This window comes from Kribbella ginsengisoli, assembly GCF_039537185.1.
In the GTDB taxonomy this organism is placed as follows: domain Bacteria; phylum Actinomycetota; class Actinomycetes; order Propionibacteriales; family Kribbellaceae; genus Kribbella; species Kribbella koreensis.
Genome location: NZ_BAABAA010000005.1, coordinates 15646 through 41287, shown reverse-complemented (window position 1 = coordinate 41287; position 25642 = coordinate 15646). Strand labels below are relative to the sequence as shown.

Here is a 25642-nt window from a genome sequence, read left to right as displayed (position 1 = left end):
TCCCTAAGCGGCGTCCCCCGAGGCGCCGTCCGCCGAATCCGAGTCCGCGTCGGGGCCTTCGAGCGCGGCCCAGGGGTCTCGCGGGGCGGCCACCCGGCGGCCTTGCGGGCAGATCCGGGCGAAGTCGCACCAGCCGCACAACGCGGACGGCTCGGGCGGGAAGTACTCGTCGGCCTCGGCAGGCGTGAGCCCGCTGTGCCACCGCGCCTCGGCGGCCGCGGCGTCGTCCGCGATCGACTCGGCGCGACGCTGGTGACGAGCCAGCGACGCGTCGTCATGGTCGGCCGCGGCGACGGTGTTGGTCGGCAGGTGATGCAGCTCGACCCGCGTCGACGGCCGGCGCAGGACACGACGAGCGCCCAGCACGTAGAGCGCCATGGCGAGGGACGATCGCGCGTCCGCGCTGGTCAGCGGGTGGCGGCCGGTCTTGTAGTCGACGATGACCAGTTCGGTCCCGCCGCTGCCGTCGCGGGCCGGGCGCTCGTCGATGCGGTCCACGCGGCCGCGCAGGCTGGCGCGCTCCGTGGTGAAGGCGACAGTGCGCTCGACGCCGAGCGGTTCGTAGTACGGGTCGCTGTCTCGGAGGTAGCCGAGGACCATCTCCGTGGAGCGCTCGCGCCAGGTGAGCGCCTGCTGCTCGTCGCGGAATCCCTCCTGCCGCCAGCTCGAGCGGATCTTGGCGACGACCTCGTCCGGCGTACGCCGGGACGCCGGCCATCGTCCGAAGAACTCGGCCAGCACCTCATGCACGATCCCGCCGACCGTGTTGTGCGCCCACGGCGGTCCCTTCGGCGGGCGCGGCGTCTCGAGATACGTGTACCGGTACTTCCGCTTGCAGTCGGCGAAGTTGAGCAGCTTCGTCGGCGTCGCCACGAAGAGCCTCGTCGGCATCCCCGGCAGGGTGTCGCTCATCAACCCGCCTTGATGAAGTCGGTCACCGCATCCGCCACGAGCTGTACGGCGATCGCGCTCAGCAGCAGACCCGCGATCCGGGTGACGAGCAAGACCCCGTTCTCTCCCAGCACCCGCATGATCAGCCCGGAGAACCGCAGCGTCAGCCACATCACCAGGTGGATCAGCACGATCCCGACCGAGATCGCGACCACGTCCCGCAGCCTGCCGTCGGCCTGCTGGACGAACACCATGGTGGCGACGATCGCGCCGGGGCCGGCCAGCAGCGGCGTACCGAGTGGGACGAAGGCGATGTTCACGTTCTTCGTCTGGACCGGGTCCTCGGCGGTGTCGGTCAGCAGTTGCAGCGCGATCAGCAGGAGCAGCAGACCGCCCGCGCATTGCAGGGCCGGCAGCGAGATGCCCAGGTGGCTGAGGATCTGCTGGCCGAAGGCGGCGAACGCGACGATCACGCCGAAGGCGACCAGAACCGCCTGCCAGGCGGCCTTCTTCCGGACCGCGCGCGACTGCCCGGCCGTCAGCGAGATGAACACCGGGACGGTGCCCGGCGGGTCCATGATCACGAACAGCGTGACGAAGACCGAGCTGAGCAGCGAGAGGTTGATGATGCTGTTCACGGCAGGTAGGCCTCGGGCACCGTCGCGCCGGGGGCAGCCGCCGCGTTCGACTTGGCGACGTCGAGGAGTCGCTGGAACTGCTCCGGCTCGGTCGTGTTCACACCCAGGTCGTGGTCGATCTTGCCGATGCCGTGGTGGTCGCTGGAGCCCGTGTAGATGATGCCGAGGTCGTTGGCGATCGCGCGCAACGCAGTACGGGACTCGGGCGAGTGGTCCTGATGGTCGACCTCGATGCCGGCCAGGCCGTGGTCGGCGACGAGCTGAGCGATCCGCTCGGCGTCCATCACCTTGTAACTGGAACGGCCCCACGGATGGGCGATCACCGGTACGCCGCCGGCTTCGCGGACCAGGTCGATCGCGTGACCCGGCTCGATCGCGTAGTGCGACACGTGCCCCGGACGCCCGTCGGCCAGGAATCGGTCGAAGGCCTCGCTCCGGTTCGCGACCGTGCCGTTGGCGACCAGCGCGTCGGCGACGTGCGGGCGGCCGACCGACGGAGTACCGGTGGCTTGGGCAAGCACCTCGTCGACGGTCAGCGCGACGCCCATGCCGTTGAGCCGGGCCACGATCGACGGGATCCGGTCGGTACGGCCGTCGCGGACCGTGGCGAGCTCGACGGCCAGCGGCTGGTACGACGGGTCGGGGAGGTACCCGAGGAGGTGGACGCTGATGCCGTTCAGCTTGCAGGAGATCTCGATGCCCGGCACGAAACCGATCCCGAGGTCCTCGGCGGCACGGCGGCCCTCGCCCCAGCCGTCGGCCGTGTCGTGATCGGTCAGCGCGATCACGTCCAGGCCGTCCCGCTTCGCGTGTGCGATCAGGACGTCGACCGGGTCGGTGCCGTCCGAGCGGTTCGAATGGGTGTGCAGGTCGATGCGCACGAGTGATCGGGATCCCTTCTCTGGACAACTGTCAGCAGTGATGCTATCGGTGCTTGCCCTCAGCCCTATCGTTTTCCACATGGAACAGCCGCCAGAGACCGAACGGGTCGAGTGTGTCGGGGCTCTTGTGTACGACGAACAGCACCGGCTGCTCGTCATTCAGCGGGCCAACGAGCCCGGCCGCGGGCTGTGGTCGTTGCCTGGTGGGCGGGTCGAGCCGGGTGAGGACGATCCGACCGCGGTGGCGCGGGAGGTCGCCGAGGAGACCGGGCTGCGGGTCGAGGTCGGTGAGTTCGTCGGCGAGGTCGAACGGGACGCCCCGAACGGCAAGCTGTACGTGATCCGCGACTACCAGGCGGAGTCGGTCGGTGGCACCCTGGCGGCCGGCGACGACGCCCTGGACGCGCGCTTCGTGAACCGCGAGGAGTTCGAGAACCTCCCGACCTCGACGCTGCTCGCCTCCACCCTGGCCCAGTGGAACGCGCTGCCGGGTTAATTAGGTCGAACCCTGGCGACGGGGTGGCGGAGACTGGCGGGCATGGACGACGCGGAGCTGATCCGGGCGATCGAGGACAACACAGCCGAACTGCTGCTCGCAATGGGCGAGGCCGGCGGCGGCCGTCAACGCTCCGATGGGGTGCGGTGGAGTATCGGTGGGTCGCCGCTCGACTATCACAACGCGGTGGTCGGGTGCTTGGTCGAGGACGGCGCTGCGGCGGATCGGGTGGTTGCGGAATCCCTGCAGGAATTGAGGGATTCCGGCGTACCGGGGTGTTGGCATGTGGGGCCGTCGATGCGGCCGTTGGATCTTGGCGATCGTCTGCTGGCCGCTGGGTTCTCGTACGGCGGGCCTGAGCCCGGTATGGCGGTTCGGCTCGCTGACTTGCGCGAGGCCGAGGCGGACGGGCTGCGGATCGAGCGGCTCATAGAGGTCGATCAGCTGGAGGTCTGGGCTCAGACACTAGGCCGGGGCTTCGGTGAAGGAGTGAAGGAAGCGGAGTGGGTGGCCTCCGTGTACAGGCAGCTCGGGCTTGCCGATCCGTGGCGGCACTACGTCGGCTATCTCGACGATGAACCGGTTGCCACCGCGACCGTCTTGCTGGCGGCCGGCGTCGCTGGGTTGTACTTCGTGATGACCGTGCCCGAGGCCCGGCGGCGCGGGATCGGCGCTGCGATCACGGCCGCCGTACTACGGGAAGCGCGGGACTCAGGCGTCGAGTACGCCGTACTGGGCGCCTCCCCTGCCGGCCGGTCAATTTATGCGCGCCTCGGATTTCGGGAGCTCTGCGCCGTTCACCTGTACGAGTGGGCGCTCCCGGAGGAGTAGAACCGCGACCGCCGCGACGATGACGGCGGTCAGGCCGTGGATGCCGAGGGCGGTGGCGACCGAGCCGCCGTGGGTGAGGACGGCGACCATGTCGAAGACCGGGACGATCGTGACGAGGGCCATCGCGATGCCGGTCGCCCGGCGCTGACCGAGCGCGAGCAGAACCAGCAGGTTGAGCCCCAGGAAGAGGTCGCGACCGGCCTTGACCAGGTAGTAGCCGCCCGCGTTGCCGGTCGGCCAGGGGTCGATGCCGAATCCGCTCGCGGCGCCCAGCGGGTTGAACAGGAAGTTCAGCCCGAAGCTGATCGGCGCCAGCGCGAGGAGGACGGTGAGGATGGTGGTGATGCGGCGAAGGTTCATTTCGGACTCCAATTTCTAGCGTTGCTAGCTTTCTTAGCAACGCTAACACTGCCGTCGCTAGATTGTCTAGCAGTGCTAGCATCAACTCATGCCAGCAGAGCAGAGAAAAGCGAAGGCCCGCCACGAGCGTGGCCGCCTGATCGTCGCGGCCGCCCGCGAGCTGGCCGAGGCCGAGGGCTGGGAGGCAGTCACCACCCGCAAACTCGCCGACAAGGTCGAGTACAGCCAGCCCGTCCTCTACAGCCACTTCAAGAACATGGACGAGATCGCCGCCGCGGTCGCCCTCGAAGGAATCGAAGAACTCGGCGGCCTCCTGTCCAAGGCCACCGGCCTTCGCGGTCTGGCGGACACCTACCTGTCCTACGCGGCCGACCATCCCGCTGTGTACCAAGCGATGTTCGTCCGCCCAACCGACCTGACCTTCGCCACCGGCGACATCCCACCCGCCCTGCGCGCAGCCTTCGCGTCCCTCCGCGCCGGCGTCACTCCCTTCGCCAAGGACGACGCCGAAACCCTCACCGAACTCTTCTGGAGCTCACTCCACGGCCTGGCCACCCTGCAAGCAGGCTCCCGTCTCCGCCCGGATCACCAGCACCACCGAGTCAACCGCCTGATCGCCCTGATCACCGGCTGACCCGGGTCACCGGCTGACCCGGGTCACCGGCTGACCCGGGTCACCAGCTGATCCAGGTCATCGGCCGAGCCCAGCCGACTCTCCGCCTGAGGGCAATCGGACGGTTTGCAGGCGCAGGCTGTCCCAGCGCGGCGAAGGTAGTTGCCGCGGATACGTCGGCAGTTGCCGAACAGGCACGGGCGACTGCTGTTGCCGCGAGAGGACGGACGGCTGCTGTGGGACGAGGGGTGCTGGGTTGGCCGGGGTCACGCAGTTGGACCAGGCCGAGGACAGCGTTCCGTTGAAGGCCTTCACGCAGAAGGTATGAGCCGCGGCTCCATCCGGATACAGCATGTCCACCCGCTCTGTGGTCCGGCCGACGACGGGGAAGAACAGATCGTGGTACGGCTCGTTCCGGACCCAGTTGCGGTACTGCACGATGTAGCCCGCCGCACCGCTCACCGCGGACCAGGACATCGTCGCGGCGTACACGTTGTCCGCTGGAATCGTCGCGGTGAAGTTGGCCGGGACACCCGGCGTACCGGCTCCGGGGACGACCGGCATCGCGCCGTTGGGCAGGCCGTCGCCGTAGTAGTTGACCGATGCGACCGCGAGGTTGTAGCGATGCCCCGGAATCAGATTCGTGATCCTGTAGTTCGTCGCCGGGGTCTTGTAGGCGGTCAGCCAGGCGCCGGGGACGTTCTCGTCCACCGCGTAGACGATGAACGACGAGACGGTCTCGCTGTAGTCGCCGGTCGGTCGCGTCCAGGTCAGGTCGACGAAGTTCGAGCCGGGCAGCACCTTGGTGACGTTCGGACCGTTCGCCGTCTTCGGATTCGCGACAGCCGAAGCGGTCTGCGACGGCCCCGACTCGTAGTCGCCATGCGCCGCCGCCACCTTGAACTCATAGGTATGGCTGCGGAAGACCCAGGTGATCTTCCAGGTGTCCGCCGGGATCTGGATCGCCGAGCGCTCCCAGGCGCCGTCGACCGTCACATTGCGCTGGTAGAGCCAGTAGCCGCTGACGCCGAAACTGTGGTTCCACGAAATCGTGATGCCGGCATCGGTAGCCACTGCCTGGACGCCGGTCGGAGCGGCAGGCGTCAGATCCGTCACCGTCGCGGGGATCGCCGGGAACGCCCCGCCCAGACCGAACCGGGACGACAGCACAGTGGCGAAGACCTTGGCGATCTTGTACTCGCCGACCCCGTTGGGATGCAGCCCGTCGTAGGTGTCGGCGACTCCCATCGGCCCGTCGATGTCCACCAGGGCGACCGTCGATCCGGCCGTGCTCAAGGTGCTCAATGAATTGGCCAAGATCGAGTTGTACGACGAGATGGCGGCCGGCAGTCCCGGATTGCTGCCGAGCGGGGTGCGCTGGGTGACGTTCGCGACCAGGAAGTTGAGGTCCGGCCGCGCGGCCCGTGCCTCCCGGATGAAGGTCTGGAGGTTGGTCCACAGCCCATTCGGATCGGAGATCCCCCAGCCCAGGTCGTTGAAGCCGAGCTCGAGCAGGATGTACTTCGGATTCTGCGCGGCGACCGTCGCGCGGATGTTGTCCTTCGCCTCGGCCAGCTGACGACCCCAGCGGGCATAGTGCTCGCTGTCGAAGCTGATGCCCGGCCGGTAAGAACCCTCATAGGCCGGCGGGACCGGCACGTCCGGCCAGCCGTCCGGCAGGGTCGCCGGCAGGTTCGTCGTACCGCTCCAGGGCCCGACGAAGTCCACCTCCTGCCGGAGATGGTTCGCCAGCCGGTAGCGCCAGGTGTAGTCGCCCTCGTGTCCCTGGCTGATCGAGTCCCCGACCACCATCACCTTGGTGACAGTGGTCGAGAAGGTCAGCTTGACCGGCGGCGAGGTGAAGGGACCGGTCGCGGGAGCGTCCGAGTCGCCACCCTCGACCTCGATGGCGAGTGGACCACCGGCCGCCCACAACTGCCAGTCCTCGTCGGCCGGATGGAACTTGGTCTTGTTACCCAGATAGATGTTCGCCAGCGCTGCCGTTTGGCCGACGTGGCGGATCACCAGGGAGAACTCGTCGTACAGATGGCCGGCGGCACCACCGGGTGCCCATCGGAACTCGGGCGCTGTCGACGCGCTGGCCGGACCTGAGGTGTGGGAGGTGATCAGCGGGGTCAGTCCACTGAGCTGCAGGGCCGAGGCGGCCAGTTCACGCTCGGTCGACGAAGCACCGGCCAGCAAGGCTTGCAGTGCGGGCGTGAGGGTCTTGGGTTTCGCCGACCAGAGGGTGGAGTAGATCCGGGTCGCGGCCCAGGTCGCCGACTCGCCGTCGACCGGACTGTCCCACAGATCCCACAGCACGGCCTGAACAGCCATCTCGCTGGTCTCGCCTTGCGGCTTCGGCAGGCCGACGCTCCCGCAGTACGCTGCTCCGCCGTCTTCCATCGAGTAGCTGAACGAGCCGCCCGCGCTGTTCGGCGGCCACGACTTGTCGTCGTACCGGCCATCGCCGATGTCGGGGGCGATACCGGCCGGTTTCGCGACGTCGTGCAAGGCGACCTGGCCCCAGAAGCTCGCCCATCCCTCGCTCCAGGCCAGCCGCGCCGCGTCCGGCTTGGACACGCCGGCTGTCCAGGCGTCCTCGCAGACGTAGTGACCGAAGGCCGGCGAGCTGTCCATGTCAGCTCGATGGGCGACGACATGCCCGACCTCATGCGCGATCACGTCCCAGTCGAGGGCATCCTCCTCGCACCACCTGGTACCGCAGCGCACATTTCCGCCGCCGATGTAGATGGTGTTGTCCAGACCCGACGTATAGCTCCGGTCGTCGCCGCTCGGATAGCGGATGATGAGGCCCGCCTCCCAGCCCCCCGGCTTCTTGCTCAGGTAGTAGTCGGACATGGTCTTCAACGCATCCAGCGCGGCGAATGCGTGCCCGGTGTCGGAATCGCGGTCCGAGAGCACGTTCGCCCCGGTCCACGACATACCGTCGGACAGGCTCTTGGACGGGCCGACGGCGACGTACTGCCGGTTGTCGGGGTAGGTGACGCCGCCGTTGCCCATGTCGGCGACCATCCGGACCGAGTAGGTGCCGGTCGTCGCGGTGGACAGCGAGATCGAGTAGGCGCCGGTGGACGACGAGCGGGTGGTTCCCCGGAGGGCGGAGCCCAACCAGAGCTGGATCGGAGCATTACGTACCGGCAGTTGGACTCCGCGACCGTCGGTGTACTTCGCCGTTCCAGAGACAGTGATGCCGGCTGCCGCGGTCTGCGCGACCTTGCCAGGCGTTGACTTGCCTCGCGCTCTGCGGATGGCGGCCAGTTGTTCGTCGCCGGCGGGCTTGGTGAGCCAGCCGCGGCGCACGGCGTACTCGATCTTCGTCTGTTCCAGCAGTTCGGAGGTTGCCGCGGTCAGGAGGGTGGTTCGGACCTTGCCTGCCACGACCGACGCTCCGCCGGCTACGGCGCTCTGGGAGTTGGTGATCTCGGCGGTGACAGTGAAGGTGGGTGAGGGCGGCGCGCCGGCGCGGAGCAGCTTCGTGATCGCGTGACCGGCGGTGAGGGCGCCGAGGCCGGTCTTGCGGGTGAAGACGATCTTGTCGCCACTGAAGATCCGGAGCGTGACGTCGGCGGCCGGGACTGATCGGCGGGGAGTGATTCGCAGCCGATAGGTCCGTTGGTCAGCGTCGACCGCAATGCCGACCGCGACCTCAGGTTCACCCTCAGCTGACCCGACCGCGGCCCGCTGACCGGCAGTGGGAGTTGCTGCGGTTGCGGGCGGTGGCGTGCTGCTTCGGGTTGCGGTGGCAGGGGCGGTGGTTGGTAGGTCGATGCCTACCGCCACCAACAAGGTGGCGGCCAGGATGGTGGTGCAGCGGGACAGGTTCATCGTTCCCCCACGACGCTCGGCGTGCGGGGACAGTAGGCGGGTTCGGGCGGCCGCAACAAGGCTTGGGTGGCCTTGTTGCAGCTACTGACATCGGGCCCGGGGGCTGAGCGGTCAGGCGTTCCATTGGTGGATGGCTGGGGAGCCTCGTTCCCAGCCGAGGATGGAGATGGTGGCCGTGTTGAGGACGAAGTGGCGGCCTTCGGTGACGTCCAGTTCCAGCCAGCGGGCGGTCAGGGCCCGTAGGGCGTGGGAGTGGCCGAAGACCAGGACGTCGCCGTCCACCGCGGCGATGCGGGCGTTGACTCGGTCCAGGCGAGATGAGACCTCGGCGGGGGTTTCGCCGTTGGGTACCGGGTCTGCCCAGACTGTCCAACCGGGGACGGTCTTGCGGATGTCCGCGGTGGTGATGCCTTCGTAGTCGCCGTAGTCCCATTCGACCAGGTCGTCATCGACCTCGGCCTTCGGGAAGCCGGCCAGTTCTGCCGTACGCCGGGCCCGCTGCCGCGGGCTGGTGAGGACGAGGTCGAAGTCGTGGCCGGTCAGCCGCTCGGCCAGCGACGCCGCGATCCGCTCGCCCTCCGCGGTCAGCGGCAGGTCCGTCGTGGACGTGTGCCGCCCCGACTTGCTCCACTCGGTCTCGCCGTGGCGGACCAGCCAGAGCCGGTCCTTCCGCTCCGCTGACTCTGCGTGTGTGCTCACCCGGACATCGTCGCAGAAAAGCCGATCCACCCACCGCGAGCCCTTGACCAACAGCACCGGCACAAGGCAGGGTCGGAAACTGTAAGCGCTTCCATTTTGACTCGAGGAGACCGACGGATGGGGTCCGGACCGACCGGCAAGCCCGCGACGATCTATGACGTCGCGGCGCTGGCGAAGCTGTCGATCGCGACGGTTTCGCGTGTCCTGCAAGGGACCGGGCCGGTATCGGCGAAGGCCAGGGCCCGGGTCGACCAGGCGGCGCACGAGCTGAACTACGTGCCACTGCGCGCCGCCCGAAGCCTCGCGGTGCAACGTCATGAGGCGCACGGGCTCGTGCTGCCCGACCTGGCCGGCCCGTTCTACGGGGACCTGTTGATGGGGTACGAACGCTGGGCCGGCGAACACGGGCAGAGCGTCATCCTGACCGTCACACACGGCAACCCCGATCCGTCCCGCACCATTCGCGACCTGGCCGGCCGGGTGGACGGAATCGTTGTCCATGGCAATGCTCTCGAGCTTGCCGTGGTGCAGGACCTGCGGCGGGCCAATGTTCCGATCGTGCTGGTCGCGCATCCGCCGGTGACCGGCTGCGACTCGGTCCGCACCGAGAGCGCCTCCAGTGCCGAGCAGTTGACGAGCCGGCTACTCGAGCACGGGCGGCCGAAACTGCTGTTCGTCGGTGATCCAGACAGCTCGTACGACGTTTCCGAACGTTACGTGGGATTCTCCGCCGCCTTCAGGTCTCGCGGACTGGAGGTACCGAAGCCGGAGCGGGTGCCGCTGACGGAGACGGCCGGCGAGGCGTATGCCAATAAGTTGCTTGAGGCAAGCATTCGGGTCGACGGCCTGGTTTGTGCCAACGACGAGTTGGGGCTGGCGATTCTCAACACGCTGGGGGACGGGGGCGTCGTCGTACCTGATGACGTCGTGGTGACCGGGTGGGACGACGTGATGGCGGCTCGGTACGTGAGGCCGGGGTTGACGACCGTGCGGCAGCCGATGGCTGAACTGGGGCGGTTGGCGGCTCAGCGGTTGCACGAGCGGATCACCGGGGAGCGGACGCGGGCGCGTAACGACGTACTGGGGACAGAACTTGTGCTGCGGGGCAGCTGCGGCACAGGACCGGGGGAAACAAAGGCAACACGATCAACCGGTTGAGGAGAAACAACTGATGTTCACCCACACCACCCGCCGCCGACTGGTGATCGGCGGTGCGGCACTGACCGCGACCGCTCTGGCACTGACAGGCTGTGGTCGCTCCGCGGACAGCGGCGATTCGGCGCCCAAGGCAACCACCAGCATCGGCGACGGGCCGGCCACCGGAGACCTGACCGTGTGGGCGATGGGCACCGAGGGTGAGAACCTGCCCAAGCTGACCGCCGCGTTCGAGCAGGCCAACCCGGGCGTCAAGGTGAAGGTCACGCCGATCCCGTGGGACGCCGCGCACAGCAAGTTCACCACCGCGATCACCGCGCAGACGGTGCCGGACGCGGCGATGGTCGGTACCACCTGGATGGGTGAGTTCGCCGATCTGGGCGCGCTCGACCCGACGCCGGGCAGCATCGACACGAGCGGCTTCTTCGAGGGCGCCAACGAGACGACCAAGGTCGGCGACACCAGCTACGGCGTGCCCTGGTACGTCGAGACGCGGCTGGTCTACTACCGCAAGGATCTCGCCGCGAAGGCCGGCATCACCACTCCCCCGACCGACTGGGACGGGCTCAAGGCGATGGCCAAGGCGATGAAGGAGAAGGCGGGCGCGAAGTACGGGATCAACCTGCAGCCTGGTGGTACCGGGTCCTGGCAGACCGTGATGCCGTTCGCGTGGTCGGCGGGTGCGGCGATCACCGGGGACGATCAGAAGGAGTTCACCTTCGACACCCCGCAGATGCAGGAGGGGCTGAAGTACTACCAGAGCTTCTTCACCGACAAGCTGGCCGGGACCGATCTGCCGCCGAACCAGACCGAGGCGCAGTTCGTCAGCGGTCAGGTGCCGATGTTCATCTCCGGGCCGTGGATGGCCGGGTCGGTGGCCAAGCTCGGTGGCGAGAAGATCAAGCCGAACATCGGGGTCTTCCAGTTGCCGAAGAACAAGACGGCGACCTCGTTCGTCGGCGGCAGCAACTTCGTGGTCTTCAAGAACAGCAAGAACAAGGACAGCGCCTGGAAGCTGGTCAAGTGGTTGTCCGACGCGAAGACACAGGCGCAGTGGTTCAAGTTGTCGACGGACCTGCCGGCTGTGAAGAGCGCTTGGGAGGACCCGAGCATCGCGAGCGATCCGTTGCTGCCGGTCTTCGGTAAGCAGCTCGAGGACGCGAAGGCGCCGCCGGCGATCGTGAACTGGGAGCAGGTCGCCACCGCGTTCGATGCCGAGGTCGAGAAGATGGCGAAGTCCGGCCAGTCCCCCGCGGACACCGCGAAGGCGATCCAGACCAAAGCCGCGTCGATCGGCACCGGTAGCTGATCGCGGTGAATTCGACATCAGTACAAGACCTGGACGCGGCGGCGGGGTGGGGGGCGGGCAGGGCGCAACCGGTGGGCGAGGTGCCGGCCGGGGTCGCCGGTCGTCGGCCTCCGGCCGCCAGACGGCCGCGGCGTGGATCCTGACTCTGCCCTTTGTCGTTCTCTTCCTTGCGTTTACTGCCGGGCCGGTGCTCGGGTCGCTGGGGATGAGTTTCACCGACTTGAGGCAGCGGGATCTGCGGACGCCGTTCGCGGTCAACGGGGTCGGGTTCGACAACTATGTGAAGGCGTTGTCGGACGAGACGTTTCGGAAGGCTGCGCTCAATACGGCGTACTTCGTGCTGGTGGGCGTGCCGTTGACGCTGGCGCTCGCGCTGGCCGCGGCGGTGTTGCTGGATCGGGGCGTCAAGCGGTTCCAGAGTCTGTTCAAGGTCGCGTACTACCTGCCGGTGATCACCTCGATCGTCGCGATCGCCGTGATCTGGCGGTTCGTGCTGGCGCCGGAGTCGGGGCTGCTCAACACGGTCCTGTCCTGGGCCGGGATCGACGGGCCGAACTGGCTCGCGTCGAAGACCTGGGCGATGCCGTCGCTGATCATGATGGCCGTCTGGCGCAACTTCGGCTCCGCGATGATCATCTTCCTGGCCGGCCTGCAAGGCATCCCGGCCACCGTCGAGGAGGCCGGCCAGCTCGACGGCGCGGGCTCGTGGCAGCGGTTCCGCTACCTGATCGTCCCGTTGCTCAGGCCGACGATCCTGTTCACCAGCGTGACGACCGGGATCGGCTACCTGCAGTTCTTCGAGGAACCGTTCGTGATGACCCAGGGCGGACCTCTCAACAGCACGGTGAGTGTGTCGATGTACACCTACCAGCAGTTCGGCTTCGGCAACTACGGCGTCGCGACGGCGATGAGCTACATCCTGTTCGTCGTCATCGCCGTGATCACCTTCATCCAGTTCCGGCTGCTGAGGGAGAAGTGATGCGACGCACCTGGTGGATCTACCTGATCGCGGTCCTCGGCCTGATCGCGGTGGCCGCGCCGTTCGTCTGGATGCTGCTCGGCAGCTTCAAGACCCAGGGCGAGCTGCTCCGGGTCCCGCCGACCTGGTTGCCCGAGGCACCGACCACGCAGAACTACGACGACCTGTTCAGCAAGGCGAACTTCCCCCGGTACTTCCTCAACTCCACGATCGTCGCGCTCGCCGTGACGGCCGGCAACCTGCTGTTCTGCTCGATGGTCGGCTACGCCCTGGCGAAGCTCAACTTCCACGGCCGCAACGCGTTGTTCGTGGTCGTCCTGGGCACCTTGATGATCCCGGGCGTGGTCACCTTCGTGCCGCTGTTCGTGCTCGTCACCAACGCCGGTCTGGCCAACAGCTACCCCGGCCTGATCCTGCCGTTCCTGGTCTCGCCGTTCGGCGTGTTCCTGATGCGGCAGTTCTTCCAGGGCCTGCCCGACGACCTGATGGACGCCGCCCGGGTGGACGGCAGCGGCGAGCTCGGCATCTTCGCCCGGATCATGCTCCCGCTGACCAGGCCTGCCCTGGCCACCCTCGGGATCCTCACCTTCCTCGGCTCCTGGAACAACTTCCTCTGGCCGCTCGTGGTGGCCCAGACCGAGGAGAAATACACCCTGCCCGTCGCCCTGGCGCTGTACTCGACCGGACAGAACGCGCAGAACTTCGGCCTGCTGATGGCCGGCGCGGTCGTCGTCGTACTCCCGGTCCTGGTGATCTTCCTGGCCTTCCAGCGCCACGTCACCAAGGGCATCGCCATCACCGGCATCAAATAACCTCTGGAGGCTCGGATGACCGCCAATCTCACCCGACGCACGTTGCTAGCAGCCACGACCACCGCCGCCATCGCCGGATCCACCGGCTTACAGACCAGCTCGTACGCCGGTACGCCGGCCGCCGACCCCGGCAAACTCCTCCGCGGCAACTGGCAGCCGAGTCGCCAGGACCGTGCCCTGGTCGGCCGCTGGGCCAGGGACACCTGGCGCAGCCTCGTCGCGATGACCGACGAGCACACCGGCCTGCCCGCGGACAACATCGGCGACTCGGTGACCAGCCCGGTCCGCAGCAAGTACACGTCGCCGACCAACATCGGCGGCTACCTGTGGAGCGTCGTCGTCGCCCGCCACCTCGGCATCATCTCGCCGCAGGAGTCGCTGCGCCGGATCACCCAGACGCTGACCACGATGAAGAACGTCGACCATCACGAGCCCAGCGGCATGTTCTTCAACTGGTACGACGAGTCGACCGGCGAGGTCCGTTACGTCGACCCGGACGGCACCAAGCCGATCACGCCGTTCGTGTCGAGTGTCGACAACGGCTGGTTCGCCTGCGCGCTGATGGTGGTCCGCAACGCCGAGCCGCGCGCCAGGGCGCTCGCGGACTCGCTGCTCGACAAGATGAACTTCGCCTATTACTACAACCCCGCGGCCCGGCCGGGTGGGCTGATGCGCGGTGGCTTCTTCGAGACGCCGCCGCCGGACGAGGCGACCGACAAGGGCAACCACGCCGGGACCGGTCCGGACGTGTACTACCGCAAGTTCCACTACGACACGTTGAACACCGAGGCCCGGATCGCCGGGTACGTCGGGTTCGTGCTCGGCCAGGTGCCGCACACGCAGTACTTCGCGACGTACCGGACCTTCCCGGAGAGCTGCGACTGGTCGTGGGTGGAGCAGCAGCCGGTCGGCGTACACCGGACGTATCTCGGGCTCGACGTCTTCGAGGGCACCTACTCCTATCGCGGATTCCGGCTCGTCCCGTCCTGGGGCGGCGACATGTTCGAGTCGCTGATGCCTGACCTGTTCGTGCCGGAGGCGACCTGGGCGCCGCGCAGTTGGGGCATCAACCACCCGCTGACCGTGCGGGCGCAGATCGAACACGGGCTCGACGAAGCGAAGTACGGGTACTGGGGCTTCTCCCCCGCGTCGAATCCGAAGGGCGGCTACTCGGTCTACGGAGTAGAGCCGATCGGGATGGATCCGGGCGGGTATCCGTCGGACCTGGAGGGCACCAACTTCGACAGCGGGTTCGGGGACTGTCGCGTGGGCGTCAACCCGAATCCGACCTACGGCGACGGTGTGGTGACTCCGCACGCGGCCTTCCTGGCGATGGCGTACGCGCCGCGGCAGGCGATCGAGAACCTGAGCAAGATCGAGCGGGACCTGCATGCCTACGGCACCGGCGGGTTCTACGACGCGGTGGCGGTGAAGTCGGGGCTGATCGCCAAGCGGTACCTGGCGCTCGATCAGGCGATGGTGATGGGTGCCATCGGCAACGTGTTCGGCAACGACCTGATCCGGCGGAATTTCGCCGATCGGCGGGCCGAGCGAGGGATCCGGCCGTTGATCGCGATGGAGCAGTTCGGATCCGGTATCGAGTGACGGGGAGCGGCATGCAGAGCGATGCGAAGGCTGATTGGGACTCGCGGATCGCGATCCGCAGCGATGAGAGCCGTGAAGTGGAGTTGCCTGACCTGGACCCGCCGGCCTGGGTGACGGCGGTCGGTGGGGCCGGGCAGGTGACGGTGGACTGGTCGCTGGTGCCGGGCGCGGTCGGGTATGTGATCCTGCGCGGGACGGGCTCGGAAGAACTCGTACCGGTCGACCATCACAGCGGTGACATCTTGTCCGTGCCGTCGCCGCCGTACGTCGACACGACCTGCACACCCGGTACGGCGTACAGGTACGCGGTGGCGAGTGTGCCGGAGGTGACCGTGCACGGCCGGCCGGGCGCATCGGCCGAAGCGACCCCCTTGGTTGCTGACGGCAAGGTTCCTGGTCTGCGGTTGATGGTGGATGCCGTTGCTGAAGGCACCGAGTTGCAGCGGCCGTGGGTGCCGATGATCGGCAGTGAGCGGCTCAGCCAGTTGCTCTGCAAGGACCTCACCGGTGGACGCGAGATCGGCGGGGAGCTCGAGGACGCGCTGCGCCGGATGCATGACGAGATCGGGGTGCGGACCGTGCGGGCGCATGCGATCTTCCACGACGACACCCATGTCTTCGGTGCTGAGGGTTACGACTTCAGCGTGGTGGACGCGATCTACGACAAGCTGCTCGGGATCGGGTTGCGGCCCGTGGTGGAGCTCGGGTTCATGCCGCGGGAGCTGGCGTCGGATCCGTCGCGGACTGTCTTCGGGTACGGCGCGATCATCTCGCCGCCGGCCTCGTACGAGCGGTGGTACGACCTGGTGCGGGCGCTGGTCGGGCATCTCGTGGAGCGGTACGGGCTGGAGGAGGTGCTGGGCTGGGACTTCGAGGTGTGGAACGAGGCGAACCTCGAGGTCTTCTGGTCCGGCACCAAGGCCGAGTGGATGCACCTGTACGACGTGAGCGCGGCCGCGGTGAAGTCCGTCGACGAGCGACTGGCCGTCGGCGGGCCGTCCTCTGCGGCGGCCGGGTGGGTGGACGATCTGCTCGCCCATGCGGCGGCGCATGGCACGCCGGTGGATTTCGTGACGACGCATACCTATGGGAGTCCGCCGCTCGACGTACAGGCTTCGCTGGATCGGCACGGGTTCAGCGAGGCGCGGATCCTGTGGACGGAGTGGGGGGTGACGCCGCGGCACTTCAACCCGATCAACGACTCGGTGTTCTCCGGGGTGTTCCTGCTGCGCGGGATGCGGTCGGCGGCCGGGCGGGTGGAGGCGCTGTCCTACTGGGTGGCGTCGGACCACTTCGAGGAACTTGGCAGGCCGCCGCGGTTCTTGCATGGCGGCTTCGGCCTACAGACGGTCGGCGGGCTCGCGAAGCCGCGCTTCCACGCGATGTCCCTCCTGAGCCGGCTCGGTCCGGTCGAACTGCCGGTTGGTTTCGAAGGCGACGGCGGCGGCAGCCTGGTGGAGGCGTGGGCTTCGAGGGATCGCGACCGGATCGCCGTGCTGGTGTGGAATCTGACCCTGGATCAGTCAAAGGCGGAGGGCGCGGCTGACCTCACCCGCGAGATCACCCTCTCCTTCGCCGGAGTCGACCCGTCCTGGCAAGCATCCGCCACCTGGCTGACCCCGGGCGCCGGCTCTGGTGGCTCTGGCGACCTGGTGGCGGAGGCGGCCGCACTCGGGGTCGGCGAGTGGCCGACCGAGGAGCAATGGGAGCAGCTCGCAGCAAGCAACCAGCTTGAGACGACACCGCTGAAGCAAAGCGGCGAAGAGCTCACCCTGACGCTGCAAATGCCTTCAGCCGTCCTGATCGAGCTGAGGCCTAGCTGAGGGGTGTGGGGCGACCTGGTTGCTCGCCGCCGCGGGCTTCCAGGTAGGAGTTCTTGGGGACCATGACCTTGCGGGTGAAGAGGCAGACGACTGTGCCGTCTTGTTTGTAGCCCTTGGTTTGGACCTGGACTATGCCGCGGTCGTTCTTGGAGGTGGACTCCCATTTGTCCAGGACGACCGTCTCGCCGTAGATGGTGTCGCCGTGGAAGGTGGGGGCAACGTGGCGCAGCGACTCGATCTCCAGGTTGGCGATCGCCTTGCCGCTGACGTCGGGGACCGACATGCCGAGCAGGATCGAGTAGATGTAGTTGCCAACCACAACGTTCTTGCCGAACTGGGTGGTCTGCTCCGCGTAGTTGGCGTCCAGGTGCAACGGATGGTGGTTCATCGTGAGCAGGCAGAACAGGTGGTCGTCGGACTCGGTGACCGTCTTGCCGGGCCAGTGCTTGTAGACCGCGCCGACCTCGAACTCCTCGTAACTGCGACCGAACTGCATCCCTGCTCCTTCCGATGACCCCGTCCCGAGCCCCATGCTGCCCAAAACCGGGCGCCGGCGGCAGTACCGCGCCGCGTGGCCTACCTCTCAGTAGGGTTGCGGCCGGGCGAGAGATGCATCACGCGCTGAGCCATCGGGCGGTAAGTCATCGGTAAGAGGCAAATGTTTTCCTTTGCCACATGCTGCGGATCCACTTCACGGCCGACGACCTTGCCCGTACTACGCTCGCCGCCGAGCCGGACCCGCTCTGGGAGGTACTGCTGAGCTTGCACATGCTGCAGGTGGACGACGACCCCGTGGCCTACGGCACTTGGCGGCAGCGGATGCGCCGGACCCTCCCGCGGGAGACAGTGGGCCCGCTGGCCGCGCTTGCCCCGCCGGTCGGCTACTCCCCCGACTTCCTGACGCCATCAGCCCAGTCGAGCGGGCTGGACCACGCGCTCGAGCTCATGCTGTCCGTACCCCGCCACCAACTGCGCAGCGACCTCTCCCGGCTGTCCACCCGCCGTACTGCGGCCGCCTGGGTGCGCCAGCTCGCCGAAGCCCGTCCGGAGACCCTGCACCGGCTAGGTCACTCAGTACGCGTCTACCATCGCGAGGCGCTGGCACCGTACTGGTCGTCGCTGCGGTCGGCCGTACAGCTGGACAACCGGCGACGCATGCTGCAACTGACGGCCGGTGGTGTCGCCTCGATGCTCGAAGCCATCCATCCGCAGGCACGCTGGCGCGGTGACACGCTGGAGATCGCAGCCTTCGCCGACGAGGAGCTGCAGCTCAACGGCCGGGGCCTGCGCCTGCAGCCGTCGTACTTCTGCTGGCGAGACCCCACGAAGCTCCTGGACGCCAACCTGTCACCAGTGCTCGTGTTCCCCATCCAGCACGCCACCGGCCTACTGCAGCAGGCCAAGGAAGACGCCGACACCCAGGAGCGGCTGTCCGCCCTGGTGGGCAAGACCCGGGCGATAGTGCTGGCCCTGACCATCGAGGGCGCGACCACCACCCAGCTGGCTCGCTCCTGCAACATCACCCTCGCGACGGCCAGCCACCAGACCGCCGTACTACGCGACGCCGGCCTGATCGAGTCCCGGCGCCAGGGAAAGTCGGTGATCCACCAGGCGACCACCCTCGGCATCGCACTGCTGGATGGCCGCACTCCCTAACCGGGGCTAGCCGGAGCTAGCCCACTGCTAGTTGGTCTGCTCCGGCAGGCGCGGAGCCACCTCTCCCTTGAGGGCCAGCTTGGCCAGGTGGTTGCGTGCCTCTTCAGCGAACTTGAAGTCGCACAGGACGTCGTACGTCGTCGCCACCACCGCGGTCCGCGAGGTGAAGTCACGGCGCCCGGCGGACTGCGCGTACCCGATCGCGCCGAAGGCCATCCCGAAGACCGCGCCGAGCACCACACCGGTGACGAGCGCGGCCAGCCAGCCGCCGTTGCCGCTGGTGAACAACCCGAGCAGCACACCGACGAACAGGCCGAACCAGGCACCGCTGGCCAGCCCCGCGGTGAGCGCCCGGCCCCAGGTCAGTCGCCCGGTGATCTTCTCCACCTGGCGCAGGTTGTTGCCGACGATGGTGGTGTGCTCGACCGGGAACTTCTCGTCCGAGAGGTAGTCGACCGCTCGCTGTGCCTCCCGGTAGGTGTCGTAGGTCCCGATCGTCAGGCCGGTCGGCCGGGGGTCTATCGAACCCATGCCCTGCGTGGTCATCGTCGTTCCTCTCGCTTGCGTCCAACTCCATCATTGCCGACGACTGGTGACGGCACATTGATAGCCTCGCCTCGATGACCGGGCGGAAGTGGGACATGGGCGCGACACGCCGGGTAGGACGCGTCTTCGCGCGACGTCCCCCGGGTGCTGACGCACCGCTGGATCTGGTCGGCAGCGGCAAGCTGGACGGCGCCCTGGTCGACTGGGCCTACTACCGCGACGGCCGTCGCGACACCAGGATCGGATCGTATGTCGACGCGCTCACCCGGGCCAGGCGTGGCGACGGCTTCGTCTGGATCGGCCTGTTCGAGCCGAACGAGCATCAGCTGGCAGTGGTCGGCAACCAGTTCGGCCTGCACAAGCTGGCTCTGGAGGACGCGACCGAGGCGCACCAGCGCCCCAAGCTGGAGCGGTACGGCGACACGTTGTTCGCAGTACTGAAGACAGTCCGGTATGTCCCGCACGACGACCTGACCGCCACCAGTGAGGTGGTGGAGTCCGGTGAGGTGATGGTGTTCTGCGGTCCCGGCTTCGTGATCACCGTGCGGCACGGGGACCACGGCGAGCTGACCGGACTGCGGCAGGAGCTGGAGAAGGCGCCCGAGCGACTGGCCGCCGGACCGGGTGCTGTTCTGCACGCGATCACCGACCACGTGGTGGACAGCTACCTGGCGGTGGCGGACGCGGTACAGGCCGATATCGACCTGATAGAGATCGAGATGTTCAGCCCGCGCGGCTGGCGCAACATCGACCGGGTCTACCAGCTCAAGCGCGAGGTACTGGAGCTGAAGCGGGCAGTGGCCCCGCTGACCGGCCCGATGCGGCTGCTGTCGACGCTGCCGCACCCGATGATCGGTGACGACATCCGCAACTACTTCCGCGACGTCGACGACCACCTGTTGCGGGTGAAGGAGCAGGTCATCTCCTTCGACGAGCTGCTCAGCTCGATCCTGCAGGCCGGGCTGGCCCAGGTGCAGGTGTCGGAGAACGACGACATGCGCCGGATCTCGGCCTGGGTCGCGATCATCGCGGTGCCGACGCTGGTCGCCGGCGTCTACGGGATGAACTTCGACAACATGCCCGAGCTGGGCTGGCACTACGGGTACTACGGCGCGCTCGGGCTGATGGCAGTCGCCTGCACCGTGCTCTACCTGCTGTTCAAGCGCAATCGGTGGCTGTGACACCTCGTTGTCACTCAATCACCACCCGTACACATTGAGCGGTGAGTTGGCAACCTCGTGCCATGGCCGCCACTGCCCCGGCGCAGTGAGACAGATCCGGTTGTTGTTGGCCCCGTCCGCCTGATTCAATCGACGGGTCGCTTTCGGTCAGCGATCCGCCACATTCTGCGACCGACGGCATCTGGGGGATGTCGTGACGCTCAGGATCAGGGAGGGCCCCATGCTCCGCATACATTTCACGCCGCGCGATCTCGCCCGGACGACGGTCTCCACCAAGCCCGCGCCGTCGTGGGAGATCTTGCTCAGCCTGCACATGCTGCAGCACTCCGAGGGCCGGCTGATCTTCGAGGACTGGCGCCGCTCGATCCGGACCAAGGTGACCCCGGACCAGATGCGGCTGCTGCTCGAGCTGACCCCGGCCAAGGGCTACTCACCCGACTTCCTCACCCCGGCCGCGTCCGCACCGGACTTCGAGACCGGGCTGGACCTGATGCTGTCGACGCCGAAGGCGCAGCTGCGCAGCCAATTGGAGCTGCTGAGCAAGTACCGGCCGGTCTCGCCGTGGACCCGCGAGCTCGCCCACGGCGACAGCAGTTCGCTGCACAAGCTGGGCCGGGCCATCCGGTCGTACCACGACGCCGCGATCGCGCCGTACTGGAAGTCGATCGGCACGCACGTGTCCGCCGACCACTCGCATCGCGGCGAGGCGCTGGCCCGGCACGGGGTCGACCGGCTGCTGTCGACGCTGCACCCGCGGGTCCGCTGGGTCGCGCCGGTGCTGCAGGTGCTGGACATGAACGACCGCGACCTCTACCTGGACGGCCGTGGCATCGAGCTGCAGCCGTCCGCGTTCTGCTGGCAGGTGCCGACCAAGCTGCGGGATCCGGAGCTCAAGCCGATCCTGGTCTACCCGATCCAGCACGCGCCGGGCATCCTGCGCCAGTCGTCACTCGAGTCGGCCTCCTCGGACGTCCTGGGCTCGTTGCTCGGCTCCACCCGGGCAGCCGCTCTGGAAGCCACGGTGACCGGCTGTACGACGACAGAGCTGGCCCGTCGCTGCAAGATCTCCCCAGCCGCGGCCAGCCACCAAGCGACCGTGCTGCGCGAGGCAGGGTTGATCACCACGCGTCGGGTGGGCGCATCCGTGCGGCATGAGGTCACCCAACTGGGGATCTGGCTGCTGTCCGGCCACGGCTCGGGCAGTGTGCGGCCGCGTGTCGCAGTACCGGATGCCCTGGTGCGCTAGGCCTCTTCTGCTCGGCCGCCAGCCGCAGGCTCGCAGATTACCGCGAGTGGCCCTTCTGCGTGACAGGCTACTGACAGGGTGTTTTCGGCAGGATTGAAGCACCTAGGAGGGGGCGTTTCTCTTGTTGCGGATCCACTTCACCAGTCAGGACCTGACCCGTACGACGCTGGCCGAGGAACCCGACCCGATGTGGGAGGTGCTGCTGAGCCTGCACCAGCTCCAGGGGCGCGACGGCGCGGGCCAGTACGGCTACTGGCGTGAGCGCACGCGGCGGCAGTTCCCGCGGCATGCGGAGCGGCTGCTGCACCTGACGCCACCCCGCGGCTACTCGCCCGACTTCCTGACTCCCCCGCCCGCCGGCGGCTCCTTCGACGACGCCGTCGAGCAGGTGCTGTCCACTGCGCCCCGCCGGATCAACCAGGAGCTGGAGATGGTCCGGCGGCCCGGATCGAGCTGGACCCGGGACCTGGCAGTGGGGCGGCGCGACGCGCTCAACGGGTTGGGGCAGTCGCTCCAGATCTACCACCGGCATGCGATCGCGCCGTACTGGGACTCCATCCGCGCCTCTGTCCGGAGCGATCTGCACCAGCAGGTGAGCAGGCTGACCACCTCCGGAGTAGACGACCTGCTGAGCAACCTGCACCCCGCAGTGCGGTGGGAGCGGCCGGTCCTGAAGATCATGGGCTTCGCCGAGCGGGACCTGCACCTGGAGGGCCGCGGACTGCGGCTGCAGCCGTCCGTGTTCTGCTGGCGCACGCCTACCAAGCTGCGCGACCCGCAGCTCTCACCAGTGCTGGTCTATCCGGTCCGGGAAGCCCCAGGGATGCTGCACCTCACGAGTGTGGAGTCGCGTACCGAGCCACTGGCTGCCCTGCTCGGCACTACTCGAGCATCCGCACTAGCGGCCATCTCAGATGTCTGTACGACGACCGAGCTGGCCCGGCGCTGCGACATCTCCCTGGCCGGGGCGAGCCGCCAGGCGGGCATCCTGCGCGAGGCAGGGCTGATCACCACCCGCAGGGCGGGTCAGGCGGTCCTGCACGACCTGACCCCGCTCGGCAAAGCGTTGCTCGACGGCTCAGACCTGCCGATTCACAACTTGTAGTCCTCGAGGAGGCGGCGGCCGATGATCATCCGCTGGATGTCGGCCGTTCCCTCCCCGATCAGCAGCATCGGCGCCTCGCGGTACAGGCGCTCGATCTCGTACTCCTTCGAGAACCCGTAGCCGCCGTGGATCCGGAACGAGTCCTCGACCACCTGTGAGCAGTACTCGCTGGCCAGGTACTTCGCGACGCCGGCCTCGAAGTCGTTGCGCGAACCGGAGTCCTTCTTCCGGGCCGCCTTGACCATCAGCTCGTGCGCCGCCTCGACCTTGACCGCCATGTCGGCCAGCCGGAACAGCACCGCCTGGTGCTCGGCGATCTTCTTGCCGAACGTCTCGCGCTGCTGGGCGTAGGAGATGCCGAGCTCGAACGCCCGCCGGGCCACCCCACAGCCGCGGGCGGCGACGTTGACCCGGCCGACCTCGACGCCGTCCATCATCTGGTAGAAACCCTTGCCCGGTACGCCGCCGAGGATCTGGTCCGCCGCGATCTCGTACCCGTCGAAGATCAGCTCGGTCGTGTCGACGCCCTTGTAGCCCATCTTCTCGATCTTGCCCGGCACGGTCAGGCCCTTGTCGACCTCGCCGAAGCCCGGCTCCTTCTCGACCAGGAAGGTGGTCATGTTCTTGTAGACCGAGTCGGAACCCTCGTCGGTCTTGGTCAGCACCGCCACCAGGTTGGCGCTACCGCCGTTCGTCAGCCACATCTTCTGGCCGTTGATCGTGTAGGTGTCGCCGTCTTTCACCGCTTTGGTCTTGATCGCGGCGACGTCGGAGCCACAGCCGGGCTCGGACATCGAGAACGCGCCACGGACCTCGCCGGTCGCCATTCTCGGCAGGTACTTCTGCTTCTGCTCGTCGGTGCCGTGCTGGATCAGCATGTACGCGACGATGAAGTGCGTGTTGATGATGCCGGACACGCTCATCCAGCCGCGGGCGATCTCCTCGACGCAGAGCGCGTAGGTGAGCAGCGACTCACCCAGGCCGCCGTACTCCTCGGGGATCATCAGCCCGAACAGGCCGAGCTCCTTGAGGCCCTCGACGATCTGGGTCGGGTACTCGTCCTTGTGCTCCAGCTCGGTCGCGACCGGCAGGATCTCGGACTCGACGAAGGCACGCACCGTCTTCAGGATCTCTTCCTGGATGTCGGTGAGTCCCTCGGTCTGCTGCAACCTGCTCATCAGCGGCGCTCCTTCGGTCGGCCCACGTCGACACTACTCGCGAGTATCGCGGGTCCCCCAGCATGCTCGCCACCACCGACACCCGCTGTGACACCGACCACGCCCCAACAGTCACCTGCCTCACGCCACCGCGACCTGGTACTCCGCCGTGCCGGTTGCTAGGAGGTGCGGGGTGCCGTGGCTAGTTGCGGTTCCAGCCGTTGCCGGTGTCGCCGTCGTTGTTCTCGGCGCGCAGGGCCGCGCCGACGGCGGCGAACATGCCGGAGATCTGCGGCGTCGACTGCCAGCGGCCCTGCTGCTGAGCCTCGATCAATCGCTGCCTGGCCTGCTGGTACTGCTCCACGGCCTCGCCGGTGTCGCCCTCGTCGAGCGCCTTGGCTGCCTGCTCCAGATCCTTGGCGGCCTCTTGCACGGTCCGCTTGGCGTGCTCCTGCTTGTGATCCCGAACCATCTGGGCCAGCGTCCGCAGTGCCGCCGAGGTGTTGTTCTGCGGCTTCGACGGCTTCTTGGTCGGCGTCTCTTTCGGCGTCGGCTTCTTACTGGGCGTCTTGCTCGGGGTGGGCGTAGGAGTCGCCTTCGGCTTGGCTACCGCCTTCACCGTGGTCGACGGCGTAGTCGACGGCACTCCCCCGGCCTCAGCCGGCGTATCCGAAGACACACCCTCCCGCAGCAGCGCGGCAATCATCACCCCGACAACCAACACAGCAGCCCCGACCAGCACCCGCGTAAAGGTCATCCGCCGCTTACTAGGCTCCTCCCGCTCCGGATGCTCATCGAACGCTCCCGCAGGCAGCAGCCCCGCAGCCGCCGGCGGCTGCCCGTCCCCCGAGCCTGCACCGGCCGGCCCATCTCGGTAGCCGGCCCCGGCAGCCAGCGCATCGGCTGGGCTCGCCGGTCCCACTCCCACTCCTCCCGCAGGGAGTGGGAGGACTCGAGTGCTGTTGTCGACTGTTTGGGCCGCGGGAGCCGTCGGCACCAGGTAGGCGGCTAGCGCTGTGGTGGAGGAAGGGCGGGCTGCTGGGTCTTTGGCCAGTAGGTGCATGACCAGGTCGGCCAGACCGGGCACTGTGTCGGTACGGCGTACTGGGACTGGGATCGCGTCCAGGTGTTGGTGCATGACGTCCATGACGTCTGCGCCGACGAAGGGAGTGGTGCCCTCGAGTAGTTCGTAGAGGACGCAGCCCAGTGCGTACCAGTCGCTGGCAGGGGTCGCGCGCTCGCCGCGGACCTGCTCCGGCGAGACGTAGCCCGCAGTACCGAGCAGGACCGGACCGGTGGCGCCGTCTGCTCCGCTTGCCTGGGCGATGCCGAAGTCGGTGATCTTGAGCGTGCCGTCGGGGGCCAGCAGGAAGTTGGCCGGTTTGACGTCGCGGTGCACGATCCCGGCCGCATGGGCCGCGTCCAATGCGCGCGCGCCCTGCATCGCGATGTCGGCGACGAATCGCTCGGACGGCAGGCCCTTGGTGCGGAGCAACTGCGCCAGGTCGGGGCCGTCGACGAGTTCCATCACCAGGAAGACCTGGCCGTTCGCAGTACCGACGTCGTACGTCGCGACCACGTTGGGGTGGGTCAACCGCGCCGCCGCCTGCGCCTCGGTGCGGAATCGCTCGACAGCGTCCATCTGGTCGCCTTCGAGCCGGCGCAGCAGTTTCACCGCCACCGGACGGGCCAGAACCGAGTCCTCGCCCCGCCACACCTCGCCTGCGCCGCCATGCCCCAACGGAGCCAGCAATCGATAGCGCCCCGCGAGTACCTCGCCGTTCACACCTAACACCTCACAGTCAGCCCT

At 67.7% G+C, this 25642-nt stretch carries 23 protein-coding genes; 13 read left to right on the top strand and 10 right to left on the bottom strand.

The annotated features are described in order from the left end of the window. Nucleotides 1-3: 3 nt before the first annotated feature. From ABD768_RS18905 to ABD768_RS18895, 3 genes are read right to left on the bottom strand one after another with little or no spacing between them, the layout of a single operon-like run. Nucleotides 4-912: a RecB family exonuclease gene (locus ABD768_RS18905; RefSeq protein WP_344842267.1), complete on the bottom strand. Its 909-nt coding sequence runs from the start codon at nt 910-912 to the stop codon at nt 4-6. Then, nucleotides 912-1529 (bottom strand): MarC family protein, encoded by a 618-nt coding sequence (locus ABD768_RS18900; protein ID WP_343982834.1) that lies wholly within the window; start codon nt 1527-1529, stop codon nt 912-914. The genes ABD768_RS18905 and ABD768_RS18900 overlap by 1 nt, the downstream gene beginning before the upstream one ends. Next, nucleotides 1526-2410 carry a PHP domain-containing protein gene (locus tag ABD768_RS18895; RefSeq protein ID WP_344842264.1) on the bottom strand — a complete coding sequence of 295 codons (885 nt, stop codon included), beginning with the start codon at nt 2408-2410 and terminating at the stop codon, nt 1526-1528. The genes ABD768_RS18900 and ABD768_RS18895 overlap by 4 nt, the downstream gene beginning before the upstream one ends. A gap of 79 nt (nt 2411-2489) precedes the next feature. Between ABD768_RS18895 and ABD768_RS18890 the strand changes: the two genes are divergently transcribed. Together ABD768_RS18890 and ABD768_RS18885 are read left to right on the top strand one after the other, a co-directional pair. After that, a complete protein-coding gene (locus ABD768_RS18890) occupies nt 2490-2906 on the top strand; it encodes an NUDIX hydrolase (protein ID WP_344842261.1) in 417 nt (138 codons plus the stop codon). Nucleotides 2907-2948: 42 nt separating this feature from the next. Then, entirely contained in the window at nt 2949-3737 is a 789-nt protein-coding gene (locus ABD768_RS18885; RefSeq protein ID WP_344842258.1) for a GNAT family N-acetyltransferase, read from the top strand. Here the strand turns inward: ABD768_RS18885 and ABD768_RS18880 are convergent. Continuing rightward, nucleotides 3663-4097, bottom strand: coding sequence for a DUF4267 domain-containing protein (locus ABD768_RS18880; RefSeq protein WP_343982824.1), 435 nt, complete (start codon nt 4095-4097; stop codon nt 3663-3665). The two genes, ABD768_RS18885 and ABD768_RS18880, sit on opposite strands and share 75 nt — an antisense overlap. Nucleotides 4098-4185: 88 nt before the next feature. Between ABD768_RS18880 and ABD768_RS18875 the strand changes: the two genes are divergently transcribed. Continuing rightward, nucleotides 4186-4731, top strand: a complete 546-nt coding sequence (locus tag ABD768_RS18875; RefSeq protein WP_344842253.1) for a TetR/AcrR family transcriptional regulator — start codon at nt 4186-4188, stop codon at nt 4729-4731. A gap of 57 nt (nt 4732-4788) precedes the next feature. On the opposite strand, the gene ABD768_RS18870 is transcribed toward ABD768_RS18875, so the two are convergent. Beyond that, the gene (locus tag ABD768_RS18870) at nt 4789-8559 is read right to left on the bottom strand and encodes an SGNH/GDSL hydrolase family protein (protein WP_344842250.1); all 3771 of its coding nucleotides are present in this window, start codon (nt 8557-8559) and stop codon (nt 4789-4791) included. A gap of 111 nt (nt 8560-8670) precedes the next feature. Then, complete coding sequence (locus tag ABD768_RS18865) at nt 8671-9258, bottom strand: histidine phosphatase family protein (protein ID WP_344842247.1); 588 nt, start codon at nt 9256-9258, stop codon at nt 8671-8673. A 117-nt stretch (nt 9259-9375) separates the two neighbouring features. Here ABD768_RS18865 and ABD768_RS18860 point away from each other — a divergent pair, with 117 nt between their 5' ends. The 6 genes from ABD768_RS18860 to ABD768_RS18835 all read left to right on the top strand — a co-directional run bounded on the left by ABD768_RS18860 (nt 9376) and on the right by ABD768_RS18835 (nt 16941). Further along, a complete protein-coding gene (locus ABD768_RS18860) occupies nt 9376-10416 on the top strand; it encodes a LacI family DNA-binding transcriptional regulator (protein WP_344842243.1) in 1041 nt (346 codons plus the stop codon). 13 nt (nt 10417-10429) lie between these two features. Further along, nucleotides 10430-11722, top strand: a complete 1293-nt coding sequence (locus ABD768_RS18855; RefSeq protein ID WP_343982814.1) for a sugar ABC transporter substrate-binding protein — start codon at nt 10430-10432, stop codon at nt 11720-11722. Between the two features lie 205 nt (nt 11723-11927). Next, entirely contained in the window at nt 11928-12701 is a 774-nt protein-coding gene (locus ABD768_RS18850; RefSeq protein WP_344842239.1) for a carbohydrate ABC transporter permease, read from the top strand. Further along, nucleotides 12701-13513 carry a carbohydrate ABC transporter permease gene (locus tag ABD768_RS18845; RefSeq protein ID WP_343982812.1) on the top strand — a complete coding sequence of 271 codons (813 nt, stop codon included), beginning with the start codon at nt 12701-12703 and terminating at the stop codon, nt 13511-13513. The genes ABD768_RS18850 and ABD768_RS18845 overlap by 1 nt, the downstream gene beginning before the upstream one ends. A gap of 15 nt (nt 13514-13528) precedes the next feature. Beyond that, entirely contained in the window at nt 13529-15118 is a 1590-nt protein-coding gene (locus tag ABD768_RS18840; RefSeq protein ID WP_343982810.1) for a glucoamylase family protein, read from the top strand. Nucleotides 15119-15129: 11 nt separating this feature from the next. Next, nucleotides 15130-16941 carry a GH39 family glycosyl hydrolase gene (locus ABD768_RS18835; RefSeq protein WP_344842236.1) on the top strand — a complete coding sequence of 604 codons (1812 nt, stop codon included), beginning with the start codon at nt 15130-15132 and terminating at the stop codon, nt 16939-16941. Here the strand turns inward: ABD768_RS18835 and ABD768_RS18830 are convergent. Next, a complete protein-coding gene (locus ABD768_RS18830) occupies nt 16934-17437 on the bottom strand; it encodes a MaoC family dehydratase (RefSeq protein WP_344842234.1) in 504 nt (167 codons plus the stop codon). The genes ABD768_RS18835 and ABD768_RS18830 overlap by 8 nt on opposite strands. A gap of 179 nt (nt 17438-17616) precedes the next feature. On the opposite strand from ABD768_RS18830, the gene ABD768_RS18825 reads away from it, so the two are divergent. Beyond that, the gene (locus ABD768_RS18825; protein ID WP_343982804.1) at nt 17617-18597 is read left to right on the top strand and encodes an ArsR/SmtB family transcription factor; all 981 of its coding nucleotides are present in this window, start codon (nt 17617-17619) and stop codon (nt 18595-18597) included. Nucleotides 18598-18624: 27 nt separating this feature from the next. Here ABD768_RS18825 and ABD768_RS18820 read toward each other — a convergent pair whose 3' ends face one another. Then, a complete protein-coding gene (locus ABD768_RS18820) occupies nt 18625-19143 on the bottom strand; it encodes a YflT domain-containing protein (protein ID WP_343982802.1) in 519 nt (172 codons plus the stop codon). 74 nt (nt 19144-19217) lie between these two features. Between ABD768_RS18820 and ABD768_RS18815 the strand changes: the two genes are divergently transcribed. The 3 genes from ABD768_RS18815 to ABD768_RS18805 all read left to right on the top strand — a co-directional run bounded on the left by ABD768_RS18815 (nt 19218) and on the right by ABD768_RS18805 (nt 22675). Continuing rightward, nucleotides 19218-20324, top strand: coding sequence for a magnesium and cobalt transport protein CorA (locus ABD768_RS18815; protein ID WP_344842230.1), 1107 nt, complete (start codon nt 19218-19220; stop codon nt 20322-20324). A gap of 220 nt (nt 20325-20544) precedes the next feature. Then, nucleotides 20545-21570, top strand: a complete 1026-nt coding sequence (locus tag ABD768_RS18810) for an ArsR/SmtB family transcription factor (RefSeq protein ID WP_343982798.1) — start codon at nt 20545-20547, stop codon at nt 21568-21570. Between the two features lie 121 nt (nt 21571-21691). Next, on the top strand, nt 21692-22675 hold the full coding sequence (locus ABD768_RS18805; RefSeq protein WP_344842227.1) for an ArsR/SmtB family transcription factor: 984 nt from the start codon (nt 21692-21694) through the stop codon (nt 22673-22675). Here the strand turns inward: ABD768_RS18805 and ABD768_RS18800 are convergent. Beyond that, nucleotides 22663-23853: an acyl-CoA dehydrogenase family protein gene (locus ABD768_RS18800; RefSeq protein WP_343982792.1), complete on the bottom strand. Its 1191-nt coding sequence runs from the start codon at nt 23851-23853 to the stop codon at nt 22663-22665. The genes ABD768_RS18805 and ABD768_RS18800 overlap by 13 nt on opposite strands. A gap of 181 nt (nt 23854-24034) precedes the next feature. Continuing rightward, nucleotides 24035-25618, bottom strand: a complete 1584-nt coding sequence (locus ABD768_RS18795; protein WP_344842222.1) for a serine/threonine-protein kinase — start codon at nt 25616-25618, stop codon at nt 24035-24037. Nucleotides 25619-25642 lie beyond the last annotated feature (24 nt).